This window comes from Mycobacterium palustre, from assembly GCF_002101785.1.
Classification (GTDB): Bacteria; Actinomycetota; Actinomycetes; order Mycobacteriales; family Mycobacteriaceae; genus Mycobacterium; species Mycobacterium palustre.
Genome location: NZ_LQPJ01000153.1, coordinates 1 through 26,134, shown reverse-complemented (window position 1 = coordinate 26,134; position 26,134 = coordinate 1). Strand labels below are relative to the sequence as shown.

Here is a 26,134-nt window from a genome sequence, read left to right as displayed (position 1 = left end):
CCCTAGCTACTGGATTGAGGTGCTGCAGTGACGACACCAGCGCAGGACGCGCCGTTGGTGTTTCCCGCTGTTGCCTTCCGACCGGTTCGGCTGTTGTTGATCAGCGTCGGGCTCACCGCGCTGGCGATGCTCGCGGCCGGGCTGCTGGGCCACCTGATGGTCGGCGTGTTCTTCGGCGTCGGGTTGCTGATGGGTTTGCTCAACGCGCTCATGGTGCGTCGCTCCGTTTACGCCATCACCGCCCGCGAACATCCGCTGAAAAGGTCGATGGCGCTCAACTCGGCGACGCGGCTGGCGATCATCACCGTGCTCGGGCTGATCATCGCCTACGTTTTCAAGCCCTCCGGGTTGGGCGTGCTGTTCGGCCTGGCAATCTTCCAGCCGTTACTGGTCGCGTCGACCGCGATTCCGGTCTACAAGAAGCTGCGCGCCGGGGACCCGGGCCCGTCCGCGGGACCGGAGGGCCAGGCGGGGACGGAACTTAGGAGCACCAGCGATGATTGAGACGATTTTGGCCGGCTCGCAGATCGAGGTCGGCGAGCACAACACCGCCAAGTGGCTCGGGCTGACCGTCAACACCGACACCGTGCTGTCGACGGCCATCGCCGCGGTGATCGTCATCGGGCTGGCGTTCTTCCTGCGCTCCAAGGTCACGTCGACGGACGTGCCCAGCGGCGTCCAATTGTTCTGGGAAGCCATCACCATCCAGATGCGCAACCAGATCGAGAGCGCCATCGGGATGCGGATCGCGCCGTTCGTGCTGCCGCTGGCCGTCACCATCTTCGTGTTCATCCTGATCTCCAACTGGTTGTCGGTGCTCCCGCTGCAATACACCGACAAATCCGGTCACACCACCGAGCTGCTCAAGTCGGCGGCGGCGGACATCAATTACGTGCTGGCGCTAGCCCTTTTCGTGTTCGTCTGCTACCACGCGGCCGGGATCTGGCGACGTGGCCTCGTGGGGCACCCGGTCAAAGTGCTCAAGGGGCACGTGGCTTTCCTGGCGCCGATCAACGTCGTCGAGGAGTTGGCCAAGCCGATCTCGTTGTCGCTCCGACTTTTTGGCAACATCTTCGCCGGCGGCATCCTGGTGGCGTTGATCGCGCTGTTCCCGCCCTACATCATGTGGGCGCCCAACGCCATCTGGAAATCGTTCGACCTGTTCGTCGGGGCGATCCAGGCCTTCATCTTCTCGATCCTGACCATCCTGTACTTCAGCCAGGCCATGGAGCTGGAAGAGGAACACGAGTGAAACCTGGTAGACCGCTACCAGACAAGCCGACCGATAACGCTAGATAAAGGAGAAGAGAATGGACCCCACTATCGCTGCCGGTGCTCTCATCGGTGGTGGACTGATCATGGGTGGCGGCGCGATCGGTGCCGGTATCGGCGACGGTGTCGCGGGTAACGCGCTGGTTGCGGGGATCGCCCGGCAGCCGGAGGCGCAGGGCCGGTTGTTTACGCCGTTCTTCATCACGGTCGGTCTGGTCGAGGCGGCCTACTTCATCAACCTGGCGTTCATGGCGTTGTTCGTCTTCGCCACCCCGGTCACCTAGTTCGCTGCGATGGGTGACTCGAACCTCGTCGTGCTGGCGTCTCGCCAGTTAGCAGAGGGTGGCGGCAAGGGCGGCGGCAGCAACTTCCTCGTCCCCAACGGCACCTTCTTCTTCGTGCTGGCCATCTTCCTCATCGTGCTCGCCGTCATCGGCACCTTCGTGGTGCCGTCGGTCATGCGGGTGGTGCGGGAGCGCGACGCCATGGTCGCCAAGACCGCGGCCGACAACAAGAAGTCGACGGAGCAGTTCGAGGCCGCCCAAGCCGACTACGAAGCAGCCATGAAGGACGCGCGCGTGCAGGCGTCGTCCTTGCGGGACAACGCCCGCGCGGAAGGCCGGAAGGTCGTCGAGGACGCGCGCGCCCGCGCCGAGCAAGAGGTGATGTCGACGTTGCAGCTGGCCGCCGAGCAATTGAAGCGGGAGAGGGACACCGTGGAACTGGATCTGCGGGCCAACGTGAAAGAGATGTCGGCGACCCTGGCGAGCCGGATCCTGGGCGTTGAGGTCGCGCCGACCGCCGCGGCAACCTCCGCAACAGGGTCGTCCGGGCGGTAATCACCGATGTCGACTTTTTTCGGACAACTGTTCGGGTTCGCCGTCATCGTGGCCCTCGTATGGCGGTATGTCGTGCCGCCCGTGCGCAAGTTGATGAAGGACCGGCAGGACGCGGTGCGCCAGCAGTTGGCCGATTCGGCCGCGGCCGCCGAGCGGCTCACCGAGTCGACCACGGCGCACAGCAGGGCGGTCGAAGACGCCAAGAGGGAAGCCAAGCGGGTAGTCGAAGAGGCCGAGGAAGATTCGCGACGGATCGCCGAGCAATTCCGGGCCCAGGCCGAGATCGAGGCCGAGCGCATCACGGTCCAGGGCGCGCGCCAGTCCGAGCTGATGCGGTCGCAGCTGACCCGCCAGCTCCGCCTGGAACTGGGCCACGAGTCCGTGCGCCAGGCAAGGGAATTGGTGCGTAACTACGTTGCCGACCCCGCGCAGCAGTCGTCCACCGTGGACCGGTTCCTCGACGAGCTCGATGCGATGGCCCCGGCCGCCGCGAACGTCGAGTACCCCCTGATGAAGAAGATGCGGTCGGCTAGCCGTGAAGCGCTGGCAAACCTGTCGGACCGATTCGCCGCGATCGCCAAAAACCTTGACAACAAAGCGCTTACCGCCGTCTCCAGCGAGCTGGTCTCGGTGGCCCAGACGCTGGACCGTGAGATCGTCGTCACCCGGTATCTGACCGTGCCCGCCGAAGACGCGGGTCCCCGGGTGCGGCTGATCGAACGACTGGTGTCCGGCAAAGTCGGCGACGCGACGCTCGACGTGCTGCGCGCGGCGGTGTCGGAGCGTTGGTCGGCCAATTCCGATCTGGTCGATGCCGTCGAACACCTTTCGCGCCAGGCGCTGCTGGAGGTCGCCGAGCGGGACGGCCGCGTGGATGAGGTTGAGGACCAATTGTTCCGGTTCTCCCGCATCCTCGAGACGGAGCCGCGGCTCGGGATCATGTTGGGCGACTACGCCGCTCCGGCCGAGGGGCGGGTGGCGTTGCTGCGCAAGGTGCTCGACAACGCGGGCGGCAGGGTAAACCCGATCGCGCGGGCGCTGCTCACCCAGACCGTTGAGCTGCTCAGGGGTGGGCCGGCCGAGGAAGCCATGAAGTTTCTCGCCGAGGTCGCCGTGGCGCGCCGGGGCGAGATCGTCGCGAAGGTCAGCGCGGCAGCCGAACTCAGCGATGCCCAGCGCGCCCGCCTCGTCGATGTTCTCAGCCGCATCTACGGCCACCCGGTCACCCTGCAGCAGCAGGTCGACCCCGAATTGCTGGGTGGGCTGTTGATCGCCGTGGCCGACGAGGTGATCGACGGGACGTTGTCCTCTCGCCTGGCCGCGGCCGAGGCTCAGTTGCCCGACTGAACACCGACGAGTCATCACAGATTCACGCCAAGACGAAGATCAAGTAGGAAGAACGAAAAGCCATGGCAGAGTTGACAATCTCGGCTGACGACATCCAGAGCGCGATCGAGGAGTACGTAGGCTCTTTCACCGCGGACACGGCCCGCGAGGAGGTCGGCACCGTCATCGAGGCCGGTGACGGCATCGCGCACGTCGAAGGCCTGCCCTCGGTCATGACGCAGGAGCTGCTCGAGTTCCCGGGTGGCGTGCTCGGCGTCGCTCTGAACCTCGACGAGCACAGCATCGGCGCCGTCATCCTCGGTGACTTCGAGAAAATCGAAGAGGGCCAACAGGTTAAGCGCACCGGCGAGGTGTTGTCGGTCCCCGTCGGCGACGCGTTTTTGGGTCGCGTCGTCAACCCGCTCGGCCAGCCGATCGACGGCCGGGGCGACATCGACACCGACATCCGCCGCGCACTGGAGATCCAGGCGCCGTCGGTGGTGCAGCGGCAGGGCGTGAAAGAGCCGCTGCAGACCGGAATCAAGGCCATCGACGCCATGACCCCGATCGGCCGCGGCCAGCGCCAGCTGATCATCGGCGACCGCAAGACCGGGAAGACCGCGGTCTGCGTGGACACCATCCTCAACCAGCGGCAAAACTGGGAGTCCGGCGACGAGCGCAAGCAGGTGCGGTGCGTGTACGTGGCCATCGGGCAGAAGGGCACCACGATCGCCGCCGTGCGCCGCGCGCTCGACGAGGGCGGGGCGATGGACTACACGACGATCGTCGCGGCGCCGGCCTCCGACTCGGCCGGCTTCAAATGGCTTGCGCCGTACACCGGTTCGGCGATCGCCCAGCACTGGATGTATGACGGCAAGCACGTGCTGATCGTCTTCGACGACCTGAGCAAGCAGGCCGAGGCCTACCGTGCCATCTCGCTGCTGCTGCGCCGCCCGCCGGGCCGCGAGGCCTACCCGGGCGACGTCTTCTACCTGCACTCGCGGCTGCTGGAGCGCTGCGCCAAGCTTTCCGACGACCTCGGGGGCGGCTCGCTCACCGGCCTGCCGGTCATCGAAACCAAGGCCAACGACATCTCGGCGTACATCCCCACCAACGTCATCTCGATCACCGACGGCCAGTGCTTTTTGGAGTCCGACCTGTTCAACCAGGGCGTCCGGCCGGCCATCAACGTCGGCGTCTCGGTGTCCCGCGTCGGTGGTGCCGCGCAGATCAAGGCGATGAAGGACGTGGCCGGATCGTTGCGGCTGGACCTGTCGCAGTACCGCGAACTGGAATCCTTCGCCGCGTTCGCCTCGGACCTCGACGCCACGTCCAAGGCGCAGCTGGAGCGCGGCGAGCGGCTGGTCGAGCTGCTCAAGCAACCGCAGTATCATCCCATGCCCGTCGAGGAACAGGTGGTGTCCATCTTCCTGGGCACCGGCGGCCACCTGGACTCGGTGCCCGTCGAGGACGTCAGGCGCTTCGAAGCCGAACTGCTGGACCACATGCGAGCCTCCGAGGAGAAATTCCTGGCCGGCATCCGCGACAGCGGGAAGCTCTCCGAGGAGGGTGAAAACCAGCTCACCGAGATCATCAACAACTTCAAGAAGGGTTTTGCCGCCAGCGACGGCGGGTCGGTGGTGCCCGACGAGCACGTCGAGGCGATGAACGAGGAGGAGCTGGAAAAGGAGTCGGTGCAGGTCAAAAAGGAGAAGCCGAAGGACAAGAAGGAGTCCAAGCGAGACTCCGGCGACGCCAAGAAGGACTCCGGCAAGGACAAGAAGTAGCTAACGATGGCTGCCACACTTCGCGAATTGCGGGGCCGGATCCGTTCGGCGGGGTCGATCAAGAAGATCACCAAGGCCCAGGAGATGATCGCGACCTCGCGCATCGGCAGGGCCCAGGCGCGGCTGGAAGCCGCGCGGCCCTATGCCTTCCAGATCACCGCGATGCTGACCACCCTGTCCGCCGAGGCCGCCCTGGATCACCCGCTGCTGGTCGAGCGGGAAGAGCCCAAGCAGGCCGGCGTGTTGGTGGTGTCCTCCGACCGCGGTTTGTGCGGGGCGTACAACTCCAACATCTTCCGTCGCGCCGAGGAGCTGTTCTCCCTGCTGAGGGAGGAAGGCAAGACGCCGGTGGTGTACACGGTGGGCCGGAAGGCGCTGAACTACTTCAGGTTCCGCAACTGGGACATCACCGAATCGTGGACGGGGTTCTCCGAGCAACCCAAGTATGAAAACGCCGCGGAGATCGCTTCGACACTGGTCGAGACGTTCATGAAGGGCGCGGGCGACGAGGAGGCTCAGCAGTCCGACGAGGACCAGGGCGTCGACGAGCTGCACATCGTGTATTCGGAGTTCAAATCGATGATGTCGCAGGCCGCGGTGGCCCACCGCATCGCCCCGCTGGTGGTGGAATATGTCGAAGACACCCACGACCTCCACACGTTGTACTCGTTCGAGCCCAGTGCGACAACTCTTTTCGAGGCGTTGCTGCCCCGCTACATAACCACCCGCGTGTACGCGGCGTTGCTCGAATCGGCGGCGTCCGAGCTGGCCTCGCGCCAGCGAGCGATGAAGTCGGCGACCGACAACGCGGACGACTTGATCAAGGAGCTGACGCTGATGGCGAACCGCGAGCGGCAGGCCCAAATCACCCAGGAGATCAGCGAAATCGTCGGTGGCGCAAACGCCCTCGCCGACGCCCAGTAGCACACGAGGAAGAAGACAATTATGGCTGCTGCTACCGAAACGACCGAAAAGACCGAAAAGAACGGGAAGTCGCGCAACGGCGAGACCAGCGGCCGCGTGGTACGCGTCACCGGGCCCGTCGTCGACGTCGAGTTCCCGCGCGGCTCCGTGCCTGAGCTTTTCAACGCGCTCAACGCGGAGGTCACCTTCGAGGAGCTCAAGAAGACCCTGACGCTGGAGGTCGCCCAGCACCTCGGTGACAGCCTGGTGCGCACCATCTCGTTGCAGCCCACCGACGGACTGGTGCGTGGCGTCGAGGTCATCGACAGCGGCCACTCGATTTCGGTCCCGGTCGGTGAGAAAGTCAAGGGCCACGTGTTCAACGCCCTGGGCGACTGCCTGGACGAGCCGGGGTACGGCAAGGACTTCGACCACTGGTCGATCCACCGCAAGCCGCCGGCGTTCGAAGACCTCGAGCCGCAAACCGAGATGCTCGAGACCGGCCTGAAGGTCGTGGACCTCCTCACCCCGTACGTGCGCGGCGGCAAGATCGCGCTGTTCGGCGGCGCCGGCGTGGGCAAGACGGTGCTGATCCAAGAGATGATCAACCGCATTGCGCGAAACTTCGGTGGCACCTCCGTTTTCGCCGGCGTGGGGGAGCGCACCCGTGAGGGCAACGACCTGTGGGTCGAGCTCAAAGAGGCCGACGTGCTCAAGGACACCGCGCTGGTCTTCGGCCAGATGGACGAACCGCCCGGCACCCGCATGCGGGTCGCCCTGTCCGCGCTGACGATGGCCGAGTGGTTCCGCGATGAGGCGGGCCAGGATGTGCTGCTGTTCATCGACAACATCTTCCGGTTCACGCAGGCCGGTTCGGAGGTGTCGACGCTGCTCGGCCGCATGCCGTCCGCGGTGGGTTACCAGCCCACCCTGGCCGACGAGATGGGCGAGCTGCAGGAGCGCATCACCTCTACGCGGGGCCGCTCGATCACCTCCATGCAGGCGGTCTATGTGCCCGCCGACGACTACACCGACCCCGCGCCGGCGACGACGTTCGCGCACCTGGACGCCACCACCGAGCTGTCGCGTTCGGTGTTCTCCAAGGGCATCTTCCCGGCGGTGGACCCGCTGGCCTCGAGCTCGACCATCCTCGACCCCAGCGTCGTCGGCGACGAGCACTACCGCGTGGCCCAGGAAGTCATCCGGATCCTGCAGCGCTACAAGGACCTTCAGGACATCATCGCCATCCTCGGCATCGACGAGCTGTCCGAAGAGGACAAGCAATTGGTCAACCGGGCACGCCGCATCGAGCGGTTCCTGTCGCAGAACATGATGGCGGCAGAACAGTTCACCGGCCAGCCGGGTTCGACGGTGCCGGTCAAGGAGACCATCGAGGCGTTCGACCGCCTGACCAAGGGCGACTTCGACCACATTCCCGAGCAGGCCTTCTTCCTGATCGGCGGACTCGACGACCTTGCGAAGAAAGCCGAAAGCTTTGGCGCCAAGCTGGATTCCTGAGGACCGAGTTAGAGGTTGTGAGAAGGCTCTGAAAGGTTTTGTGGCATGGCGGAATTGAACGTCGAGATAGTCGCCGTCGACCGCAAGATCTGGTCGGGTGAGGCGACCTTTTTGTTCACCCGCACCACGGTCGGGGAGATCGGCATCCTGCCGCGCCACATCCCGCTGGTGGCCCAGCTGGTCGACGACGCCATGGTCCGCATCGAGCGGGAGGGCGAAGACGACCTGCGGATCGCGGTCGACGGCGGTTTCCTGTCGGTGACCGAGGAGACGGTCACCGTCCTCGCCGAGTCGGCCGAGTTCGAGTCGGAGATCGACGAGGCCTCCGCCAGAGAGGACTCGGAGTCCGACGATCCCCGGATCGCCGCTCGTGGACGCGCCAGACTGCGCGCCGTCGGCGCGATCGACTAACTGCCGATGAGCGCGCCCATGGTTGGCATGGTCGTGCTCGTCGTCCTGCTGGCGGCGGCCGTGGTGGCCCTCAGCTACCGGCTGTGGAAGCTGCGTCAGGGCGGAACGGCAGGGATCATGCGCGACATCCCGGCCGTCGGCGGCCACGGCTGGAGGCATGGCGTGATCCGTTACCGCGGTGGCGAAGCCGCGTTCTACCGGCTGTCCAGCCTGCGGCTGTGGCCCGATCGGCGGCTGAGCCGCCGGGGGGTGGAGATCGTGGCCCGGCGCGCCCCGCGCGGCGACGAGTTCGACATCATGACCGACGAGATAGTGGTGCTGGAGCTGCGCGATACCACGCAGGACCGCAGGTCCGGTTACGAGATCGCGCTGGACAAGGGCGCGTTGACCGCGTTCCTGTCCTGGCTGGAATCGCGCCCGTCGCCGCGGGCGCGCCGTCGCAGCGTGTGACGGCAGGCCGAACGGCTTGCGGCACTTCGACCTTCGCTAGCCGGCGCTCGACGCGCCGCCACCCGGCTGTGCGCCCGGCTGCCACAGGACATCCCCGCCGGGGTTGGCCGCCCGCGCCAGGATGAACAGCAGGTCCGACAGCCGGTTCAGATACTTGGCGGGTAGGACGTTGACGCCGTCGGGCTGTGACTCGACCGCCGCCCAGGCCGACCGCTCGGCGCGCCGCACCACGGTGCGGGCCACGTGCAACAGCGCGGAGAGCGGCGAACCTCCCGGCAGCACAAAGGAAGTCAGCGACGGCAAGGGTTCGTTGTACTTGTCACACCACCCTTCCAGCCGGTCGACGTAGGCCTGGGTGACCCGCAGGGGCGGGTATTCGGGGTTTGCCACGACCGGCGTGGACAGGTCGGCGCCGGCGTCGAACAGGTCGTTCTGAATTTGGCGCAGCACACCGCCGATTTCCTCGTTGGGCCGGCCCAGCGCCACCGCGACTCCGATCGCCGAGTTGGCCTCGTCACAATCCGCGTACGCCACCAGGCGGGGGTCGTTCTTCGAAACCCGTGAGAAATCGCTCAGGCCCGTCGTCCCGTCGTCGCCGGTGCGCGTGTATATGCGGGTCAGGTGGATCGCCATGAGAAAACGGTACTCGGCGGGCCGCCCGGATCGATCGGTTGACTCCCTCGCGAGGCTGACTGACAACCCGAAAACGCTTCACTAGACTGACGCGGGTGGCTGAGCGATTCGTGGTGACCGGCGGCAACCGGTTGTCCGGCGAAGTCGCCGTCGGGGGCGCCAAGAACAGCGTGCTCAAGCTGATGGCCGCGACGCTGCTGGCCGAGGGCACCAGCACCATCACCAACTGCCCCGACATCCTCGACGTGCCGCTGATGGCGGAGGTGCTGCGCGGTCTGGGCGCCACCGTCGAACTCGACGGCGACGTCGCACGCATCACCTCGCCCGACGAGCCGAAGTACGACGCCGACTTCGCCGCGGTGCGGCAGTTCCGGGCGTCGGTGTGCGTGCTCGGACCGCTCGTCGGCCGGTGCAAGCGAGCCCGAGTCGCGCTGCCCGGTGGCGACGCGATCGGGTCGCGTCCCCTGGACATGCATCAGGCGGGTCTGCGACAGCTGGGCGCGCAATGCAACATCGAGCACGGATGCGTCGTCGCGCAGGCGGACACGTTGCGCGGGGCCGAGATTCAGCTCGAGTTCCCCTCCGTGGGGGCCACCGAGAACATTCTGATGGCGGCCGTCGTGGCCGAGGGCGTCACCACGATTCACAACGCGGCGCGCGAGCCCGACGTCGTCGACTTGTGCACGATGCTGAACCAGATGGGCGCGCAGATCGAGGGCGCGGGCTCTCCGACGATGACCATCACCGGCGTGCCGCGGCTGCACCCGACCGAGCACCGGGTGATCGGCGACCGCATCGTGGCCGCAACCTGGGGCATCGCCGCGGCGATGACCCGGGGCGACATCAAGGTGACCGGCGTAGACCCGGCGCACCTGCAAGTCGTGCTGCACAAACTGCACGACGCGGGCGCCACCGTCACCCAGACGGACGACAGCTTCCGGGTCAGCCAGTACGAGCGCCCCAAGGCCGTCAACGTCGCGACCTTGCCCTTTCCGGGATTTCCGACCGATCTGCAGCCGATGGCCATTGCGCTGGCCTCGATCGCCGACGGCACGTCGATGATCACGGAGAACGTGTTCGAGGCGCGGTTCCGGTTCGTCGAGGAAATGATCCGGCTCGGCGCCGACGCCCGCACCGACGGGCACCACGCCGTCGTGCGGGGCCTCCCGCAGCTGTCGAGCGCGCCGGTGTGGTGCTCGGACATCCGGGCCGGCGCCGGCCTGGTGCTCGCCGGGCTCGTCGCTGACGGCGACACGGAGGTCCACGACGTCTTCCACATCGACCGCGGCTACCCGTTGTTCGTGGAAAACCTGGCGATTTTGGGAGCCGAGATCGAGCGGGTAGAGTAGTCAAAGTCAGTGCCCCACAAGGCCGGTCGCCGCTGAAGGGGACCGAACCGGGGCGCTTGACTCCCTCGCCGGAGTGGTACTAACCTGGCACGGCTGCCCCGCAGCGGTCCTCACACAAGATGACCGAAACTGGGGCTTGACGCCCCCGCCAGATCGGTATTAAGCTGGCAGGGTTGCCCGGAAGCGGGCGAAAACAAGCATGAGTGTTGTTTGAGAACTCAATAGTGTGTTTGGTCTTTAAGTTTGTTGTTGTTTTTTGGCCATACTCTGCACTCCCCGTGTGTGGGTATGGCTCTTTTTTGACGCCAGATTTTGGCGTCTTGTCAGGTATCTCTGATTGTGAATTCACCTCGTTAGCGAGGGGATTTTGTTTGGAGAGTTTGATCCTGGCTCAGGACGAACGCTGGCGGCGTGCTTAACACATGCAAGTCGAACGGAAAGGCCCCTTCGGGGGTACTCGAGTGGCGAACGGGTGAGTAACACGTGGGTAATCTGCCCTGCACTTCGGGATAAGCCTGGGAAACTGGGTCTAATACCGGATAGGACCTTTAGGCGCATGCCTTTTGGTGGAAAGCTTTTGCGGTGTGGGATGGGCCCGCGGCCTATCAGCTTGTTGGTGGGGTGACGGCCTACCAAGGCGACGACGGGTAGCCGGCCTGAGAGGGTGTCCGGCCACACTGGGACTGAGATACGGCCCAGACTCCTACGGGAGGCAGCAGTGGGGAATATTGCACAATGGGCGCAAGCCTGATGCAGCGACGCCGCGTGGGGGATGACGGCCTTCGGGTTGTAAACCTCTTTCAGCAGGGACGAAGCGCAAGTGACGGTACCTGCAGAAGAAGCACCGGCCAACTACGTGCCAGCAGCCGCGGTAATACGTAGGGTGCGAGCGTTGTCCGGAATTACTGGGCGTAAAGAGCTCGTAGGTGGTTTGTCGCGTTGTTCGTGAAAACCGGGGGGCTTAACCCTCGGCGTGCGGGCGATACGGGCAGACTGGAGTACTGCAGGGGAGACTGGAATTCCTGGTGTAGCGGTGGAATGCGCAGATATCAGGAGGAACACCGGTGGCGAAGGCGGGTCTCTGGGCAGTAACTGACGCTGAGGAGCGAAAGCGTGGGGAGCGAACAGGATTAGATACCCTGGTAGTCCACGCCGTAAACGGTGGGTACTAGGTGTGGGTTTCCTTCCTTGGGATCCGTGCCGTAGCTAACGCATTAAGTACCCCGCCTGGGGAGTACGGCCGCAAGGCTAAAACTCAAAGGAATTGACGGGGGCCCGCACAAGCGGCGGAGCATGTGGATTAATTCGATGCAACGCGAAGAACCTTACCTGGGTTTGACATGCACAGGACGCGTCTAGAGATAGGCGTTCCCTTGTGGCCTGTGTGCAGGTGGTGCATGGCTGTCGTCAGCTCGTGTCGTGAGATGTTGGGTTAAGTCCCGCAACGAGCGCAACCCTTGTCTCATGTTGCCAGCGGGTAATGCCGGGGACTCGTGAGAGACTGCCGGGGTCAACTCGGAGGAAGGTGGGGATGACGTCAAGTCATCATGCCCCTTATGTCCAGGGCTTCACACATGCTACAATGGCCGGTACAAAGGGCTGCGATGCCGCAAGGTTAAGCGAATCCTTTAAAGCCGGTCTCAGTTCGGATCGGGGTCTGCAACTCGACCCCGTGAAGTCGGAGTCGCTAGTAATCGCAGATCAGCAACGCTGCGGTGAATACGTTCCCGGGCCTTGTACACACCGCCCGTCACGTCATGAAAGTCGGTAACACCCGAAGCCAGTGGCCTAACCCTTTGGGAGGGAGCTGTCGAAGGTGGGATCGGCGATTGGGACGAAGTCGTAACAAGGTAGCCGTACCGGAAGGTGCGGCTGGATCACCTCCTTTCTAAGGAGCACCACGAAAGCACCCCAACTGGTGGGGTGCAGGCCGTGAGGGGTTCCCGCCTGTAGTGGGCGGGGGCCGGGTGCGCAACAGCAAACGAAGCCAGACACACTATTGGGCCCTGAGGCAACACTCGGATCGGCATGAGTGGGTGTCTCCCCATCTTGGTGGTGGGGTGTGGTGTTTGAGAACTGGATAGTGGTTGCGAGCATCTAAATGGATGCGCTGCCCACGTGGTGGCGTGTTCGTTTTGTGTAATTTTCTTTGGTTTTTGTGTTTGTAAGTGCTTAAGGGCGCATGGTGGATGCCTTGGCATCGAGAGCCGATGAAGGACGTGGGAGGCTGCGATATGCCTCGGGGAGCTGTCAACCGAGCGTTGATCCGAGGATTTCCGAATGGGGAAACCCAGCACGAGTGATGTCGTGTTACCCGCATCTGAATATATAGGGTGCGGGAGGGAACGCGGGGAAGTGAAACATCTCAGTACCCGCAGGAAGAGAAAACAATTGTGATTCCGTCAGTAGTGGCGAGCGAACGCGGAACATGGCTAAACCGCACGCATGTGTAACCGGGTAGGGGTTGTGTGTGCGGGGTTGTGGGATTGATATGTCTCAGCTCTACCTGGCTGAGGGGTAGTCAAAAAGTGTCGTGGTTAGCGGAAGTGGCCTGGGACGGTCCGCCGCAGACGGTGAGAGCCCGGTACGCGAAAACCCGGCACCTACCTTGTATCAACTCCCGAGTAGCAGCGGGCCCGTGGAATCCGCTGTGAATCTGCCGGGACCACCCGGTAAGCCTAAATACTTCTCGATGACCGATAGCGGATTAGTACCGTGAGGGAATGGTGAAAAGTACCCCGGGAGGGGAGTGAAAGAGTACCTGAAACCGTGCGCCTACAATCCGTCAGAGCCTCTTTATGGGGTGATGGCGTGCCTTTTGAAGAATGAGCCTGCGAGTCAGGGACACGTCGCAAGGTTAACCCGTGTGGGGTAGCCGCAGCGAAAGCGAGTCTGAATAGGGCGTCTGAGTGGCGTGTTCTGGACCCGAAGCGGAGTGATCTACCCATGGCCAGGGTGAAGCGCGGGTAAGACCGCGTGGAGGCCCGAACCCACTTAGGTTGAAGACTGAGGGGATGAGCTGTGGGTAGGGGTGAAAGGCCAATCAAACTCCGTGATAGCTGGTTCTCCCCGAAATGCATTTAGGTGCAGCGTCGCGTGTTTCACCACGGAGGTAGAGCTACTGGATGGCCGATGGGCCCTACTAGGTTACTGACGTCAGCCAAACTCCGAATGCCGTGGTGTATAGCGTGGCAGTGAGACGGCGGGGGATAAGCTCCGTACGTCGAAAGGGAAACAGCCCAGATCGCCGGCTAAGGCCCCAAAGCGTGTGCTAAGTGGAAAAGGATGTGCAGTCGCAGAGACAACCAGGAGGTTGGCTTAGAAGCAGCCACCCTTGAAAGAGTGCGTAATAGCTCACTGGTCAAGTGATTGTGCGCCGATAATGTAGCGGGGCTCAAGCACACCGCCGAAGCCGCGACAACCGCAAGGTTGGGTAGGGGAGCGTCCCCCATTCAGGGAAGCCGCCGGGTGACCGGTGGTGGAGGGTGGGGGAGTGAGAATGCAGGCATGAGTAGCGATAAGGCAAGTGAGAACCTTGCCCGCCGAAAGACCAAGGGTTCCTGGGCCAGGCCAGTCCGCCCAGGGTGAGTCGGGACCTAAGGCGAGGCCGACAGGCGTAGTCGATGGACAACGGGTTGATATTCCCGTACCCGTGTGTGGGCGCCCGTGATGAATCAGCGGTACTAACCACCCAAAACCGGATCGATCATGCCCCTTCGGGGGCGTGGAGGTTCGGGGCTGCGTGGGACCTTCGCTGGTAGTAGTCAAGCAATGGGGTGACGCAGGAAGGTAGCCGTACCAGTCAGTGGTAATACTGGGGTAAGCCCGTAGGGAGAGCGATAGGCAAATCCGTCGCTCATATTCCTGAGAGGTGATGCATAGCCGATTGAGGCGAATTCGGTGATCCTCTGCTGCCAAGAAAAGCCTCTAGCGAGCACACACACGGCCCGTACCCCAAACCGACACAGGTGGTCAGGTAGAGAATACCGAGGCGTACGAGATAACTATGGTTAAGGAACTCGGCAAAATGCCCCCGTAACTTCGGGAGAAGGGGGACCGGCACACCGTGAACAGCCTTGCGCTGGGAGCGGGAACCGGTCGCAGAAACCAGCGAGAAGCGACTGTTTACTAAAAACACAGGTCCGTGCGAAGTCGCAAGACGATGTATACGGACTGACGCCTGCCCGGTGCTGGAAGGTTAAGAGGACCCGTTAACCGTAAGGTGAAGCGGAGAATTTAAGCCCCAGTAAACGGCGGTGGTAACTATAACCATCCTAAGGTAGCGAAATTCCTTGTCGGGTAAGTTCCGACCTGCACGAATGGCGTAACGACTTCTCGACTGTCTCAACCATAGACTCGGCGAAATTGCACTACGAGTAAAGATGCTCGTTACGCGCGGCAGGACGAAAAGACCCCGGGACCTTCACTACAACTTGGTATTGGTGTTCGGTACGGTTTGTGTAGGATAGGTGGGAGACTGTGAAACCCCAACGCCAGTTGGGGCGGAGTCGTTGTTGAAATACCACTCTGATCGTATTGGACACCTAACGTCGAACCGTTTATCCGGTTCACGGACAGTGCCTGGCGGGTAGTTTAACTGGGGCGGTTGCCTCCTAAAATGTAACGGAGGCGCCCAAAGGTTCCCTCAACCTGGACGGCAATCAGGTGTTGAGTGTAAATGCACAAGGGAGCTTGACTGCGAGACTTACAAGTCAAGCAGGGACGAAAGTCGGGATTAGTGATCCGGCACCCCCGAGTGGAAGGGGTGTCGCTCAACGGATAAAAGGTACCCCGGGGATAACAGGCTGATCTTCCCCAAGAGTCCATATCGACGGGATGGTTTGGCACCTCGATGTCGGCTCGTCGCATCCTGGGGCTGGAGCAGGTCCCAAGGGTTGGGCTGTTCGCCCATTAAAGCGGCACGCGAGCTGGGTTTAGAACGTCGTGAGACAGTTCGGTCTCTATCCGTCGCGCGCGTCAGAAACTTGAGGAAACCTGTCCCTAGTACGAGAGGACCGGGACGGACGAACCTCTGGTCTACCAGTTGTCCCACCAGGGGCACCGCTGGATAGCCACGTTCGGACAGGATAACCGCTGAAAGCATCTAAGCGGGAAACCTTCTCCAAGATCAGGTTTCTCACCCTTTTAGAGGGATAAGGCCCCCCACAGAACATGGGTTCGATAGGCCAGACCTAGAAGCTCAGCAATGGGTGTAGGGAACTGGCACTAACCGGCCGAAAACTTACCAACACAAATCGCAACCACGATCCAGCGCCTGGCAGCAATGCCGCGGCGCACCGCACCCCCCACCAGAACACGTGAATGAGAAATAAATAGAGTTACGGCGGCCACAGCGACAGGGAAACGCCCGGTCCCATCCCGAACCCGGAAGCTAAGCTTGTCAGCGCCGATGATACTGCCCATTCGGGTGGAAAAGTAGGACACCGCCGAACATATACAAAAACACCCCCGGCGACGGGGGTGTTTTTGCATTCGCATGTCGCTCAGTCGAATAACGTCAAAGTCGCCGACGCGCGCCTTTTCTCCAAATCGAGCAGCGCGCGTTTCCGGTCGAGGCCGCCACCGTATCCGGTCAGACTCCCGCCGGCGCCGATCACCCGATGGCAGGGCACGACGATAGCGATGGGGTTGTGTCCGTTGGCCAAGCCCACCGCTCGCGCCGAACCCGGCGCGCCGATCTGTCGGGCGATCTCCCCGTAGGACCGGGTTTCCCCGTACGGGATGGTCAGCAGCGCCTCCCATACCCGCCGCTGGAACCCGGTCCCGGCGAAATCGAGCTCGATGTCGAAATCGGTGAGTTCGCCGGCGAAGTAGGCGCGCAGCTGGTCGACGGCGTCGGCGAACGCGTCCGGGTCGGGTGACCAGCCGGCGCGGCTCGGTTCGTAGGTCTGGTCGACCATCCGCAGGTTCGTCAGGACCGAACCGCGCCCGGCCAGGGTCAGCGGCCCGATCGGGCTGTCGATGGTGCGGTAGCGGATCATGCGACCTCCTTTGGCGGCCAACGGTTTACGGGATGCTCGAGGGTGGTCCACAGATGCTGGGTGGCATACGAGCGCCAGGGCCGCCACCGGACGCTGTGCTCGACGAGTGCCGGCTCGTGCGTCGGCAAGCCGAGGTGCTCGGCGGCCAGCCGAAGCCCCAGGTCGCTGGCGGGGAACGCATCCGGGTCGCCGAGGCCGCGCATCGCGATGACCTCGGCCGTCCACGGCCCTACGCCGGGCAGGGCCAGCAATTGTGCGCGCGCACCGTCCCAGTCGCAGCCGGCGTCCAGGACCACGCTGCCGTCCGCGAGCGCGGCAACCAGGGCGCTCAGCGTCCGTTGCCGCGCCCGGGGCACCGCAAGGTGGACCGGGTCGATCTCCGCGAGCTGCTCGACGGACGGGAAGGTGTGGGTCAGGCCGCCCCCGGGATCGTCGATCGGGCGCCCGTAGGCCGCGACCAGCCGACCGGCATGCGTGCTCGCGGCCCTGGTGGAGACCTGCTGGCCAAGCACCGCCCGCACGGCGAGCTCCGCCTCGTCGACGGTGCGTGGGATCCGTTGCCCCGGCGACTTTTTCACCACGGGACCGAGCCGCGGGTCGGCGCCCAGCGCGTCGACCACCGCCTCCGGATCGGCATCGAGGTCCAGCAGCCGGCGGCAGCGCGCGATCGCGGTGGTGAGGTCGCGGAAGTCGTCGAGCACGAGCTGGCAGCGGACGTGATCGACGGCCGGGGTCAGGCTGACCACGGCGCTCCCGCGGGGCAGCCGCAGGCTGCGCCGGTACGCGCCGTCACGGACCTCCTCACAACCGGGCGCGGTGCCGGCCGCCAAATGACCGAAGACCCCCTCGTAGGCGAACGGCGTGCGCACCGGAAGCCGAAGGCTCAGCGCTCCTCGGCAGCTGGCGGCGGGCCCGGACCGGATCGCTGCGCGGCTGCGCAGCGCGGTCGGGGTGGTCTCGAACACCAGGCGCACGGTGTCGTTGAACTGGCGGATGCTGGAGAAGCCGGCGGCGAAGGCGACGTCGCCGAACGGCAGGTCCGTGGTCTCGATGAGCACCCGGGCGGTCTGTGCGCGTTGCGCGCGGGCCAGCGCGAGCGGCCCGGCGCCCACCTCGGCCTGCAGCAGCCGCTCCAGCTGGCGCGTCGTGTACCCGAGGTGGGCGGCGAGGCCGCCGACACCCTCGCGGTCCACCGTCCCGTCGGCGATCAGGCGCATCGCCCGCGCCACGACGTCACCGCGGAAGTTCCACTCCGGGGACCCCGGGCTCGCGTCGGGGCGGCATCGCTTGCATGCTCGGAACCCCGCTCGCTGCGCGGCCGCGGCCGTCGGATAGAAGCGCACGTTGCGGGCGAACGGCGGCCGGACCGGGCAGCTGGGGCGGCAGTAAACCCGGGTGGTCAGCACCGCCGTGACGAACCAGCCGTCGAACCGGGCGTCCTTCGCCTGCACCGCGCGGTAACAGCGTTCGAAGTCTTCGTGCACGCCTCCACAGTTACACCCGCCCACCGACAACACTGGCGGAAATGCGACATCGTCGTCGGGACCGGCCGGCACACACAGGCCTGGCCAACGGACGAGACTAAATCTGCAGTGAGACCATGTCTCAGAGTCTGAGGCTCGACAAGCGGCAGCGCACCAGGGAGCGCCTCGCGGTGACCGCGGCCCGCCTTGTGATGAGCGACGGGCTGGCGGCCACGCCGATCGACCGGATCGCGCGAAACGCGGACGGCGGTCGCGCCACGTTCTTCCGCTACTTCGACTCCAAGGAATACGCGGTCGCCGAGGGCTTCTGCGCCGCCTGGGTCGGCGATCACCGGCGCGGTGCAGCGCCAGCCCGCGGAGCTGTCGGCCGTCGACGCGGTGGCGGCGGCCTTTCGAGAGCTGGGATCGGGCTTCGACGAGATGGCCGATCACGTCGAGGAGATGGAGCGTGACACTCGCGAGTCGTCGGCGCTGCGCGCTTGGACGTTGTTGTCCTACTTGCGATTCGAGGCGGCCAGCGCCGAAACGATTGCGCCCCGATTGGCGGACCTCACGGTAGACGACCCGCGTCCGAGACTGATCGGCGCGTTGGCGATGGCCGCCGTTCGGATCGCCTTGGACGACTGGCTGCGCGACGGCGGTTCGCTGACGGACCGCAGATGGCGGCGGTCAACGGTATCGGCGGACCGACACCGGCCTCGACGCCGCCGAGTACCGCGAGCGCGTCCGGGCCCACCAAGACCGATACGACGTCCCCAGCGAAGAGCTGCCTAGTCGGCTTCGGCGCGAAGCCCGGTCAGGCGCCGAACAATTGGGTGACCTTTGACAGCAGCTCCCAGACGCCGTAGGCGAACGGCACGGCCACCCACAGCCAGGCCAGCGCGATGACGCCGGGCCGGACGGGTGCCGCAGTGGTCGTCGGGTCGGTCATGGTTGCGTCTCCGGTTGGTAGGAAAGCGTTTCGGGCGCCGGCGCGGCGTCCGAAAGTGCGGTCTGGTGATGCCGGGGGCGCACCGGCCTGATCAGCTCGTTGCACACCATCCCGACGACCAGCAGGGCGATCATCACCTCGAACGAGGCAAGGTAAAGGTCCGGGCCGTGCTTTGCGGCCGCCTTCTGCGAGTCGGCGATGGCGTTGACGATGAGCGGTCCGAGCACGCCCGCGACCGACCACGCCGTCAGCAGCCGGCCGTGGATGGCTCCCACCTCGTAGGTGCCGAACAGGTCCCGCAGGTACGCCGGGATCGTCGAGAACCCCGCGCCGTAGAACGACAGGATCAGCACGGTGCACAACAGGAAGGTGAGCTTGTTGGAGTTGGTCGTCAGCGCCAGCGTCAAATACAGCAGCGCGCCGCCGCCTAGGTAGAGCCGGTACATGTTCTTGCGCCCCAACGCATCCGACAGCGACGACCAGCCGATCCGGCCGAGCATGTTGGCCAACGACAGCAGGGCGACGTAGCCGGCGGCCGCCGAGGCCAGCATGGCCGCTCGCGGGGCGGCCGGGAAGAAGTCCTGGTAGATCGGTGCGGCTTTCTCCAGGATGCCGATCCCGGCGGTCACGTTGAAGCAGAGCACCACCCACAGCAACCAGAACTGCGGGGTCTTCATCGCGGTGGCCGCCGAAACGCCGGCGGTGGTGCCCCACCCCCCGACCCGGTGTGGCTTGGGCTCCCAGCCTCCGGGGGCCCATCCCGGCGCCGGCACCCGGACCAACAGCCACCCCACCGACATGAATACCGCGTAGGTGCAGCCCATCACGACAAAGGTCTTGGCGATGCCGGCGCTGCTGGTCCGACCGAACGCGGCGAGCAGCCCGTTCGACCACGGTGAGGCGATCAGCGCGCCACCGCCGAAGCCCATGATCGCCAAGCCGGTCGCCATGCCGGGGCGGTCCGGAAACCACTTCATCAGCGTGGACACCGGCGAGATGTAGCCGATTCCCAGGCCGGCGCCGCCGATCACCCCGTAGCCGAAGACGACCAGCCAGTATTGGCATACCGAAACTCCGAAGCCCGCAATCAGCAGGCCACTGCAAAAGCAGACGGTGGCGATGAACATCGCCCACCGCGGCCCGTAGTGGTCGACGCGCGTGCCGAACACCGCGGCCGAAAGGCCCAGCATCACAATGCCGATGGTGAACGGCATCGCACTGGCCGTGCCGGAGACGTGCAGCGACTTTTCCAGCGGGACCTTAAAGACGCTCCAGGCGTAGGCCGATCCGATGGCGAGATGGATGGACAGCGCCGCCGGAGGAACGAGCCAGCGGCTCCACCCGGGTCTTGCGACGATTTTCGAACGGTCCAGCAAGCCAACGGTTGTCGCGGACACCCTTCCGGAGGTCGACGGGCCGGAGCTTCGGCCCGTCGACACTATCGAGGCGGCCCAACCGTGGGGTCAAAACACGTTTTCTATTGCGCGATAACGGATTTCTATCGTCGCAGCGCTTCGACGTTGACCACTGGCGTTGTCAGCGCGGATTACCGACGGGAGCCGGCGGCGTCCGCCAGGCAGGCGAGCTGGGTGGGGCGGTCGTGGCCGCGCAGGGTCACGGTCTCGCCCAAAGTCCAATGGGCGCTTTCGTCTTCGCTCGCGCCCTCGAGGGCGTCGGCCGTCGCAAGCAGGTTGCCGGGTTGCGACTTGGCCAGCTCACACAGCCGCGCGGCCTCGTTGACCGGTTCACCGATCACGGTGTATTCGAACCGCTCCTTGGCGCCGACGTTGCCGGCGACGACCTGACCGGCCGCGACGCCGATGCCCGCCTGGCATTCGGGGATTTCGTCGCACAGCCGGTCGGCCATCCGGCGTGCCGCCGCCAGGGCGGCGTCTTCCGGGGACTCCAGGCGGTTGGGCGCCCCGAAGATGGCCAGCGCCGCGTCGCCCTCGAACTTGTTGACCAGGCCGCAGTTACGGTCCACCTCGTCGACGACGATCGCGAAAAATCGGTTCAGCAGCGCGACGACCTCGGCCGGGCGCTGGCGGGTGACGAGCTGCGTGGAGCCGACGATGTCGATGAAGACGACCGCGACGTGGCGCTCTTCGCCGCCCAGTTTCGGCCGCTCGCGTTCGGCCGCCAGGGCGACTTCGCGTCCGACGTGCCGGCCGAACAGGTCGCGCACGCGTTCGCGTTCGCGCAGCCCGTCGACCATCGCGTTGAAGCCTCGCTGCAGCTCGCCGAGCTCGGTGCCGTCGAACACCACCAGGTCGCCGCGCAGGTCGCCGCGCTCGACGCGCCGCAGCGCCGCGCGCACAACGCGCACCGGTGTCGCGGTGAGCCAGGCCAGAATCCACATCAACACACACCCGAAGATCAGCGTCGCGAACGAGATGATCAGCACGCCGACCGCGAACTCGGTCTCGGTCAGGTTGCGCATGATGATCTGGAAGGACGCCAGGAAGGCGATGCCGATCACCGGCATGCCCGACCCGACGAACCAGACCATCATGGTCCGCCCCATCAGGCCTGAGGCCAACCGTCGCGGCGGCGGTCCCGCCTCGAGCGCCTGAGCGGCCACCGGGCGCAGCGCGAACTCGGCCAGCAGGTAGCTCCCGGTGGCCACCAGCACCCCGCAGAAGCTGACCACGAGCACGAACCGCGGGATGAACAGCGTGTTGACCAGGCCGTACAGCGTCGCATACACCACCGTCCCGATGCCCCACAGAATGAGGTCATAGATGGCGAGGCGCCACGGCGCCACGAAGGTGTTGCGCTCGTCTTCCGCGGTCGGCGAGCGCTCCTCGATGGCCCAGCGCAACGCCAGCACGGTCCGGCGCGTGATCCCGTAGGTGCCGACCGCCAGGGCCAGCGCGATGTAGGCCGGTGAGACTCCGAAGGTGAGCCACGCCGGCGCGTCGTGGAAGACGCTCGGCTCGGGAATGGCGACGATCACCAAGAGCAGCGCGACGGCGATTCCGATCAGGTTGGCGCCCAGCACCAGCACGGTCATGATGATCTGGATGCGGATGCGCCGGCGCCGTTGGCTTTCCGTCACCCGGCCCAGCAGCAGGGAGCCGTAGGCAGGGGTTTCCGGCAGGTGGCCGCTTTGGCGGGTCACCTTTTCGAGCACCCTACCCAGGCGCTGGGCCACGCTCTGGTTGGCCAACATGGTGGCGTCAGCCTAGTTTGTCGGCCACGCTCTAAGGTGAGTCGGGTGCGCCTAGTGATAGCCCAGTGCACCGTCGACTACGTCGGCCGGCTCACCGCACACCTGCCGTCGGCGCGGCGGCTGCTGTTGTTCAAGGCCGACGGGTCGGTCAGCGTGCATGCCGACGACCGCGCCTACAAGCCACTGAACTGGATGAGCCCGCCGTGCTGGCTGACCGAGGACGCCGGCGGCGACGTGCCGGTATGGGTGGTCGAGAACAAGGCCGGCGAGCAGTTGCGGATCACCGTCGAAAAGATCGAGCACGACTCGAGCCACGACCTGGGTGTCGACCCGGGCCTGGTCAAGGACGGGGTCGAGGCGCACCTGCAGGCGCTGCTCGCCGAACACGTCCAACTGCTGGGCGAGGGCTACACGTTGGTCCGCCGCGAGTACATGACCGCGATCGGGCCCGTCGACCTGCTCTGCCGCGACGAACGGGGTGGGTCGGTCGCCGTGGAGATCAAGCGGCGCGGCGAGATCGACGGCGTCGAGCAGCTCACCCGCTATCTCGAGTTGCTCAACCGCGACAGCGCGCTCGCGCCGGTGCGCGGGATCTTCGCCGCCCAGCAGATCAAACCGCAGGCGCGCACGTTGGCCACCGACCGCGGGATCCGTTGTGTGACACTGGATTACGACAAGATGCGGGGCATGGACAGCGACGAATACCGGCTGTTCTGACCCGCCTCACTACACTGGCGGCATGGCTCGGCGCCGTCCCCCGCCACGCCGCCAGCGGCCGATGTCGCTGGCGCCGGCGCTGCGCAGGGTGGAGACCGGGCCCGATGGCCACGACTACGAAGTGCACCCGGTCGCCGCCGCTCGCGCGGTCAAAACTTATCGCTGCCCCGGGTGCGACCACGAAATCCGTCCCGGCACAGCCCATGTCGTGGTCTGGCCGGCGGACTCGCTGCTGTCGGGCGCAGAAGAGCGGCGGCATTGGCACAGCCCGTGCTGGGCCAACCGGGCCAACCGCGGCCCGACCCGGAAGTGGTCGTGAGGAGGTCGCGGCCGTCACGAATGTGAGGCTGGCCGCACGCTCGGCGTCGGCTACGCCGCGAAAGCGATCGCCGCTAGTTGCGCGCGGTGTCCGAGGCCGGCTCGACCAACTCGATCAACACCCCGCCGGCGTCCTTGGGATGGATGAAGTTGATCCGCGAGTTAGCTGTACCGCGCCGGGGCGCCTCGTAGACCAACCGGACATCCTGGGAGCGGAGCTGCTCGGAGAGACTGTCCAGGTCGCTGACGCGGACGGCCATCTGTTGGATCCCTGGCCCGCGCTTGTCGAGGAACTTCGCGATCGTCGAGGACTCGTCGATCGGGGCCATCAGCTGGATCTGTGCGGTGCCCTTCGGAGCGCCGCGCACCGCCAGCATGGCCTCGCGGATTCCCTGGTCCTCGTTGACTTCCTCGTGCACAAGGATCATGCCGAGGTGGTCGTGGTACCAGGTGATAGCAGCGTCGAGGTCGGCGACTGCGATGCCGACGTGATCGATCGCCGTCACCAACGCGGTGGCCAGCAGCTGACGGGCGTCAACTTGATCGGTCGTCATCTCACCACGGTAACGTGGCAGCAAAGATTCCGCTTCTCCAGGTGGCGGAATCGGCCGGTTGCGCACACCTAGGAGGAACTCATGACGACGTCGGTGATAGTTGCTGGAGCGCGGACGCCCATCGGCAAGCTGATGGGTTCGCTGAAGGATTTTTCGGGCAGCGACCTGGGTGCCATCGCGATCGCCGGCGCGCTCGAAAAGGCGAACGTCCCTGCCTCCGCGGTTGAGTACGTGATCATGGGGCAGGTGCTGACGGCCGGGGCCGGCCAAATGCCCGCGCGGCAGGCGGCGGTGGCGGCTGGCATCGGCTGGGACGTCCCGGCGCTGACCATCAACAAGATGTGTCTGTCCGGGATCGACGCAATAGCGCTGGCTGATCAGCTGATTCGCGCCGGGGAGTTCGACGTGGTGGTGGCCGGCGGCCAGGAGTCGATGACGAAGGCGCCGCACCTGCTGATGGACAGTCGTGCGGGCTACAAATACGGCGACGTCAAGGTGTTGGACCACATGGCCTACGACGGCCTGCACGACGTGTTCACCGACCAGCCGATGGGCGCGTTGACCGAGCAGCGCAACGACGTGGACCAGTTCACCCGCCTCGAGCAGGACGAGTTTGCTGCGCGGTCGCACCAGAAGGCGGCCGCGGCGTGGAAGGACGGCGTCTTCACCGACGAGGTCGTGCCCGTCAACATCCCTCAGCGCAAGGGTGATCCGCTGCAGTTCACCGAGGACGAGGGCATCCGGGCCAACACCACGGTGGAGTCGCTGGCCGGCCTGAAACCGGCGTTTCGCCGCGACGGCACCATCACCGCCGGTTCGGCGTCGCAAATTTCCGACGGCGCCGCCGCCGTGGTGGTGATGAACAAGGCCAAGGCGCAGGAACTGGGTCTTTCGTGGCTGGTGGAGATCGGCGCGCACGGCGTTGTGGCGGGCCCGGATTCGACGTTGCAGTCGCAGCCGGCGAACGCGATCAAGAAGGCGCTCACCCGCGAGGGCATCTCCGTGGACCAGCTCGACGTGGTGGAGATCAACGAGGCGTTCGCCGCGGTGGCGCTGGCCTCGACCCGTGAGCTCGGCGTCGATCCCGCGATCGTCAACGTCAACGGCGGCGCGATCGCGGTCGGCCACCCGATCGGCATGTCGGGAGCCAGGATCACGCTGCACGCGGCCCTGGAATTGGCCCGCCGCGGCTCCGGCTACGCCGTCGCGGCGCTGTGTGGTGCCGGCGGCCAGGGCGACGCCTTGATACTGCGCGCCGGCTAGCCCGGTTCGGGCGGTCCGCCGGCGTCGCTCGTGGTTAGCTGGCCGCGCCCGTTGTGACATTCGTCATAGACGCCGCTGAGGCCCCGCGTGACCGGGTGGAGCGGCCGCCGCCGCGCATGACAAACTTGACGGCGTGACGCGTCCGCGATCCTCTATCGGGCCCGCGCTGGCCGGTGCGGTGGATCTGTCCGGCCTTAAGCAGCGCGCCCAGCAGAACGCTTCGACCGCCGGCCCCGCGGCGCAGGGGACCCCGGGCACGACGGAGGTCACCGAGGCCAATTTCGAACAGGAAGTGCTGGCCCGGTCCGACGAAGTACCCGTCGTCGTCGTGTTGTGGTCGCCCCGCAGCGACGCCTGCGTGCAGCTGTTGGAGACGCTGTCGGCCCTGGCCGCCGAGGACAACGGCAAGTGGTCGCTGGCGTCGGTCAACGTCGACGCGACGCCCCGGGTGGCTCAGATCTTCGGGGTGGACGCGGTCCCGACGGTCGTGGCCTTGGCCGCCGGGCAGCCGCTGACCAGCTTCCAGGGGCTGCAGCCGCCCGATCAGCTGCGCCGCTGGGTGGATTCGCTGGTTTCGGCGACCGCCGGAAAGCTAAGGGGCCCAAGCGATCCCGGGCAAGCCGCCGAGGTCGACCCGAAGCTGGCCCAGGCGCGCCAACAGCTCGAGGCCGGCGACTTGGCCGCCGCCAAGCAGTCGTATCAGGCGATACTGGATGCCAACCCGGCCAGCGCCGAGGCCAAGGGCGCGATACGCCAGATCGACTTCCTCTCGCGCGCCACCGCGCAACGCCCCGACGCGGTCGCCGCCTCCGACGCCGCGCCCGCCGACATCGACGCCGCCCTCGCCGCAGCCGACGTGCAGATCCTCAACCAAGACGTCGGTGCGGCGTTCGAGCGCCTGATCGCCTTGGTGCGCAAGACGTCTGGTGACGACCGCACCCGGGTGCGCACCCGACTGATCGAGCTGTTCGAGCTCTTCGATCCCGCCGACCCCGAGGTCGTCGCCGGCCGGCGCAACCTGGCCAACGCGCTGTACTGACAGCGGGCGCGGCCGTCCGCTAGGTGCTCGGTATCCCGTCGCTCCCCGGCAGGCCGAAAAGCCCGGCATTGCCGCCGGCACCGCCCGCGCCGGGCAGCCCGAACACACCGCCGTTGCCGCCGTTGCCGCCGTTGCCCAGCAGGACGGCGTTGCCGCCGTTGCCGCC

24 protein-coding genes and 3 rRNA genes are annotated in these 26,134 nt (G+C 65.5%); 20 read left to right on the top strand and 7 right to left on the bottom strand.

Annotated features, from left to right (window positions below):
- Positions 1-27: 27 nt before the first annotated feature.
- From AWC19_RS27500 to AWC19_RS27455, 10 genes are all read left to right on the top strand, one after another.
- Complete coding sequence (locus AWC19_RS27500) at positions 28-504, top strand: ATP synthase subunit I (protein ID WP_085081231.1); 477 nt, start codon at positions 28-30, stop codon at positions 502-504.
- Complete coding sequence (gene atpB / locus AWC19_RS27495; RefSeq protein ID WP_085081230.1) at positions 497-1,252, top strand: F0F1 ATP synthase subunit A; 756 nt, start codon at positions 497-499, stop codon at positions 1,250-1,252. Before AWC19_RS27500 ends, atpB begins: the two co-directional genes overlap by 8 nt.
- A gap of 58 nt (positions 1,253-1,310) precedes the next feature.
- Positions 1,311-1,556 (top strand): F0F1 ATP synthase subunit C, encoded by a 246-nt coding sequence (locus tag AWC19_RS27490; protein WP_067113102.1) that lies wholly within the window; start codon positions 1,311-1,313, stop codon positions 1,554-1,556.
- Between the two features lie 9 nt (positions 1,557-1,565).
- The gene (locus tag AWC19_RS27485; protein WP_085081229.1) at positions 1,566-2,111 is read left to right on the top strand and encodes a F0F1 ATP synthase subunit B; all 546 of its coding nucleotides are present in this window, start codon (positions 1,566-1,568) and stop codon (positions 2,109-2,111) included.
- A 6-nt stretch (positions 2,112-2,117) separates the two neighbouring features.
- Positions 2,118-3,458, top strand: coding sequence for a F0F1 ATP synthase subunit B/delta (locus AWC19_RS27480; RefSeq protein ID WP_085081228.1), 1,341 nt, complete (start codon positions 2,118-2,120; stop codon positions 3,456-3,458).
- Between the two features lie 62 nt (positions 3,459-3,520).
- Positions 3,521-5,224, top strand: a complete 1,704-nt coding sequence (atpA, locus tag AWC19_RS27475) for a F0F1 ATP synthase subunit alpha (RefSeq protein ID WP_085081227.1) — start codon at positions 3,521-3,523, stop codon at positions 5,222-5,224.
- Between the two features lie 6 nt (positions 5,225-5,230).
- Positions 5,231-6,148: a F0F1 ATP synthase subunit gamma gene (locus AWC19_RS27470; RefSeq protein ID WP_085081226.1), complete on the top strand. Its 918-nt coding sequence runs from the start codon at positions 5,231-5,233 to the stop codon at positions 6,146-6,148.
- 21 nt (positions 6,149-6,169) lie between these two features.
- Positions 6,170-7,645, top strand: a complete 1,476-nt coding sequence (gene atpD, locus AWC19_RS27465) for a F0F1 ATP synthase subunit beta (RefSeq protein ID WP_085081225.1) — start codon at positions 6,170-6,172, stop codon at positions 7,643-7,645.
- A gap of 45 nt (positions 7,646-7,690) precedes the next feature.
- On the top strand, positions 7,691-8,056 hold the full coding sequence (locus AWC19_RS27460) for a F0F1 ATP synthase subunit epsilon (protein WP_085081224.1): 366 nt from the start codon (positions 7,691-7,693) through the stop codon (positions 8,054-8,056).
- 6 nt (positions 8,057-8,062) lie between these two features.
- On the top strand, positions 8,063-8,506 hold the full coding sequence (locus AWC19_RS27455; protein WP_085081223.1) for a DUF2550 domain-containing protein: 444 nt from the start codon (positions 8,063-8,065) through the stop codon (positions 8,504-8,506).
- Positions 8,507-8,542: 36 nt separating this feature from the next.
- Here AWC19_RS27455 and AWC19_RS27450 read toward each other — a convergent pair whose 3' ends face one another.
- Complete coding sequence (locus tag AWC19_RS27450) at positions 8,543-9,139, bottom strand: cob(I)yrinic acid a,c-diamide adenosyltransferase (protein ID WP_085081222.1); 597 nt, start codon at positions 9,137-9,139, stop codon at positions 8,543-8,545.
- Between the two features lie 95 nt (positions 9,140-9,234).
- On the opposite strand from AWC19_RS27450, the gene murA reads away from it, so the two are divergent.
- From murA to rrf, 4 genes are all read left to right on the top strand, one after another.
- On the top strand, positions 9,235-10,488 hold the full coding sequence (gene murA / locus AWC19_RS27445; protein ID WP_085081221.1) for a UDP-N-acetylglucosamine 1-carboxyvinyltransferase: 1,254 nt from the start codon (positions 9,235-9,237) through the stop codon (positions 10,486-10,488).
- A gap of 368 nt (positions 10,489-10,856) precedes the next feature.
- Positions 10,857-12,376 (top strand): 16S ribosomal RNA (locus AWC19_RS27440).
- 274 nt (positions 12,377-12,650) lie between these two features.
- Positions 12,651-15,738: ribosomal RNA gene (locus tag AWC19_RS27435) — 23S ribosomal RNA — on the top strand.
- A 90-nt stretch (positions 15,739-15,828) separates the two neighbouring features.
- A 5S ribosomal RNA gene (gene rrf / locus AWC19_RS27430) occupies positions 15,829-15,941 on the top strand.
- Together the 16S, 23S and 5S rRNA genes form the textbook arrangement of a ribosomal RNA operon.
- 51 nt (positions 15,942-15,992) lie before the next feature.
- Here the strand turns inward: rrf and AWC19_RS27425 are convergent.
- A complete protein-coding gene (locus AWC19_RS27425; RefSeq protein WP_085081220.1) occupies positions 15,993-16,490 on the bottom strand; it encodes a methylated-DNA--[protein]-cysteine S-methyltransferase in 498 nt (165 codons plus the stop codon).
- Entirely contained in the window at positions 16,487-17,974 is a 1,488-nt protein-coding gene (locus AWC19_RS27420; protein ID WP_085081219.1) for a DNA-3-methyladenine glycosylase 2 family protein, read from the bottom strand. Before AWC19_RS27420 ends, AWC19_RS27425 begins: the two co-directional genes overlap by 4 nt.
- A gap of 116 nt (positions 17,975-18,090) precedes the next feature.
- Here AWC19_RS27420 and AWC19_RS31710 point away from each other — a divergent pair, with 116 nt between their 5' ends.
- Entirely contained in the window at positions 18,091-18,426 is a 336-nt protein-coding gene (locus AWC19_RS31710; protein ID WP_372508675.1) for a TetR/AcrR family transcriptional regulator, read from the top strand.
- Positions 18,395-18,748, top strand: coding sequence for an acyl-CoA-like ligand-binding transcription factor (locus AWC19_RS31705; protein WP_372508674.1), 354 nt, complete (start codon positions 18,395-18,397; stop codon positions 18,746-18,748). Before AWC19_RS31710 ends, AWC19_RS31705 begins: the two co-directional genes overlap by 32 nt.
- A 22-nt stretch (positions 18,749-18,770) precedes the next feature.
- Here the strand turns inward: AWC19_RS31705 and AWC19_RS31340 are convergent, their stop codons facing one another.
- The 3 genes from AWC19_RS31340 to AWC19_RS27405 form a co-directional block, all read right to left on the bottom strand.
- Positions 18,771-18,905, bottom strand: a complete 135-nt coding sequence (locus AWC19_RS31340) for an MFS transporter small subunit (RefSeq protein WP_264072746.1) — start codon at positions 18,903-18,905, stop codon at positions 18,771-18,773.
- The gene (locus AWC19_RS27410) at positions 18,902-20,281 is read right to left on the bottom strand and encodes an L-lactate MFS transporter (protein WP_483869938.1); all 1,380 of its coding nucleotides are present in this window, start codon (positions 20,279-20,281) and stop codon (positions 18,902-18,904) included. The genes AWC19_RS31340 and AWC19_RS27410 overlap by 4 nt, the downstream gene beginning before the upstream one ends.
- Before the next feature lie 170 nt (positions 20,282-20,451).
- Positions 20,452-22,077: an adenylate/guanylate cyclase domain-containing protein gene (locus AWC19_RS27405; RefSeq protein ID WP_085081218.1), complete on the bottom strand. Its 1,626-nt coding sequence runs from the start codon at positions 22,075-22,077 to the stop codon at positions 20,452-20,454.
- Between the two features lie 45 nt (positions 22,078-22,122).
- On the opposite strand from AWC19_RS27405, the gene nucS reads away from it, so the two are divergent.
- Both nucS and AWC19_RS27395 read left to right on the top strand, forming a co-directional pair.
- Positions 22,123-22,794 carry an endonuclease NucS gene (gene nucS, locus AWC19_RS27400; protein ID WP_085081217.1) on the top strand — a complete coding sequence of 224 codons (672 nt, stop codon included), beginning with the start codon at positions 22,123-22,125 and terminating at the stop codon, positions 22,792-22,794.
- 22 nt (positions 22,795-22,816) lie between these two features.
- Positions 22,817-23,113, top strand: a complete 297-nt coding sequence (locus tag AWC19_RS27395) for a hypothetical protein (RefSeq protein WP_085081216.1) — start codon at positions 22,817-22,819, stop codon at positions 23,111-23,113.
- A gap of 73 nt (positions 23,114-23,186) precedes the next feature.
- Here AWC19_RS27395 and mce read toward each other — a convergent pair whose 3' ends face one another.
- Entirely contained in the window at positions 23,187-23,666 is a 480-nt protein-coding gene (mce, locus tag AWC19_RS27390; RefSeq protein WP_085081215.1) for a methylmalonyl-CoA epimerase, read from the bottom strand.
- Between the two features lie 81 nt (positions 23,667-23,747).
- On the opposite strand from mce, the gene AWC19_RS27385 reads away from it, so the two are divergent.
- Complete coding sequence (locus AWC19_RS27385; protein WP_085081214.1) at positions 23,748-24,929, top strand: acetyl-CoA C-acetyltransferase; 1,182 nt, start codon at positions 23,748-23,750, stop codon at positions 24,927-24,929.
- A gap of 133 nt (positions 24,930-25,062) precedes the next feature.
- The gene (locus AWC19_RS27380; protein ID WP_085081213.1) at positions 25,063-25,968 is read left to right on the top strand and encodes a tetratricopeptide repeat protein; all 906 of its coding nucleotides are present in this window, start codon (positions 25,063-25,065) and stop codon (positions 25,966-25,968) included.
- The last annotated feature ends 166 nt before the right edge of the window (positions 25,969-26,134 follow it).

What these genes read in the sequence shown, in the direction of transcription:
- AWC19_RS27485 (WP_085081229.1), top strand. Translation starts at nt 1,566, where the DNA reads ATGGGTGACTCGAACCTCGTCGTGCTGGCGTCTCGCCAGTTAGCAGAG.
- atpA (WP_085081227.1), top strand. Translation starts at nt 3,521, where the DNA reads ATGGCAGAGTTGACAATCTCGGCTGACGACATCCAGAGCGCGATCGAG.
- AWC19_RS31340 (WP_264072746.1), bottom strand. Translation starts at nt 18,905, where the DNA reads ATGACCGACCCGACGACCACTGCGGCACCCGTCCGGCCCGGCGTCATC.
- AWC19_RS27405 (WP_085081218.1), bottom strand. Translation starts at nt 22,077, where the DNA reads ATGTTGGCCAACCAGAGCGTGGCCCAGCGCCTGGGTAGGGTGCTCGAA.
- AWC19_RS27395 (WP_085081216.1), top strand. Translation starts at nt 22,817, where the DNA reads ATGGCTCGGCGCCGTCCCCCGCCACGCCGCCAGCGGCCGATGTCGCTG.
- atpD (WP_085081225.1), top strand. Translation starts at nt 6,170, where the DNA reads ATGGCTGCTGCTACCGAAACGACCGAAAAGACCGAAAAGAACGGGAAG.
- AWC19_RS31710 (WP_372508675.1), top strand. Translation starts at nt 18,091, where the DNA reads ATGTCTCAGAGTCTGAGGCTCGACAAGCGGCAGCGCACCAGGGAGCGC.
- AWC19_RS27455 (WP_085081223.1), top strand. Translation starts at nt 8,063, where the DNA reads ATGAGCGCGCCCATGGTTGGCATGGTCGTGCTCGTCGTCCTGCTGGCG.
- AWC19_RS27490 (WP_067113102.1), top strand. Translation starts at nt 1,311, where the DNA reads ATGGACCCCACTATCGCTGCCGGTGCTCTCATCGGTGGTGGACTGATC.
- AWC19_RS31705 (WP_372508674.1), top strand. Translation starts at nt 18,395, where the DNA reads ATGGCCGATCACGTCGAGGAGATGGAGCGTGACACTCGCGAGTCGTCG.
- AWC19_RS27450 (WP_085081222.1), bottom strand. Translation starts at nt 9,139, where the DNA reads ATGGCGATCCACCTGACCCGCATATACACGCGCACCGGCGACGACGGG.
- AWC19_RS27470 (WP_085081226.1), top strand. Translation starts at nt 5,231, where the DNA reads ATGGCTGCCACACTTCGCGAATTGCGGGGCCGGATCCGTTCGGCGGGG.
- AWC19_RS27425 (WP_085081220.1), bottom strand. Translation starts at nt 16,490, where the DNA reads ATGATCCGCTACCGCACCATCGACAGCCCGATCGGGCCGCTGACCCTG.
- AWC19_RS27460 (WP_085081224.1), top strand. Translation starts at nt 7,691, where the DNA reads ATGGCGGAATTGAACGTCGAGATAGTCGCCGTCGACCGCAAGATCTGG.
- AWC19_RS27480 (WP_085081228.1), top strand. Translation starts at nt 2,118, where the DNA reads ATGTCGACTTTTTTCGGACAACTGTTCGGGTTCGCCGTCATCGTGGCC.
- mce (WP_085081215.1), bottom strand. Translation starts at nt 23,666, where the DNA reads ATGACGACCGATCAAGTTGACGCCCGTCAGCTGCTGGCCACCGCGTTG.
- atpB (WP_085081230.1), top strand. Translation starts at nt 497, where the DNA reads ATGATTGAGACGATTTTGGCCGGCTCGCAGATCGAGGTCGGCGAGCAC.
- AWC19_RS27385 (WP_085081214.1), top strand. Translation starts at nt 23,748, where the DNA reads ATGACGACGTCGGTGATAGTTGCTGGAGCGCGGACGCCCATCGGCAAG.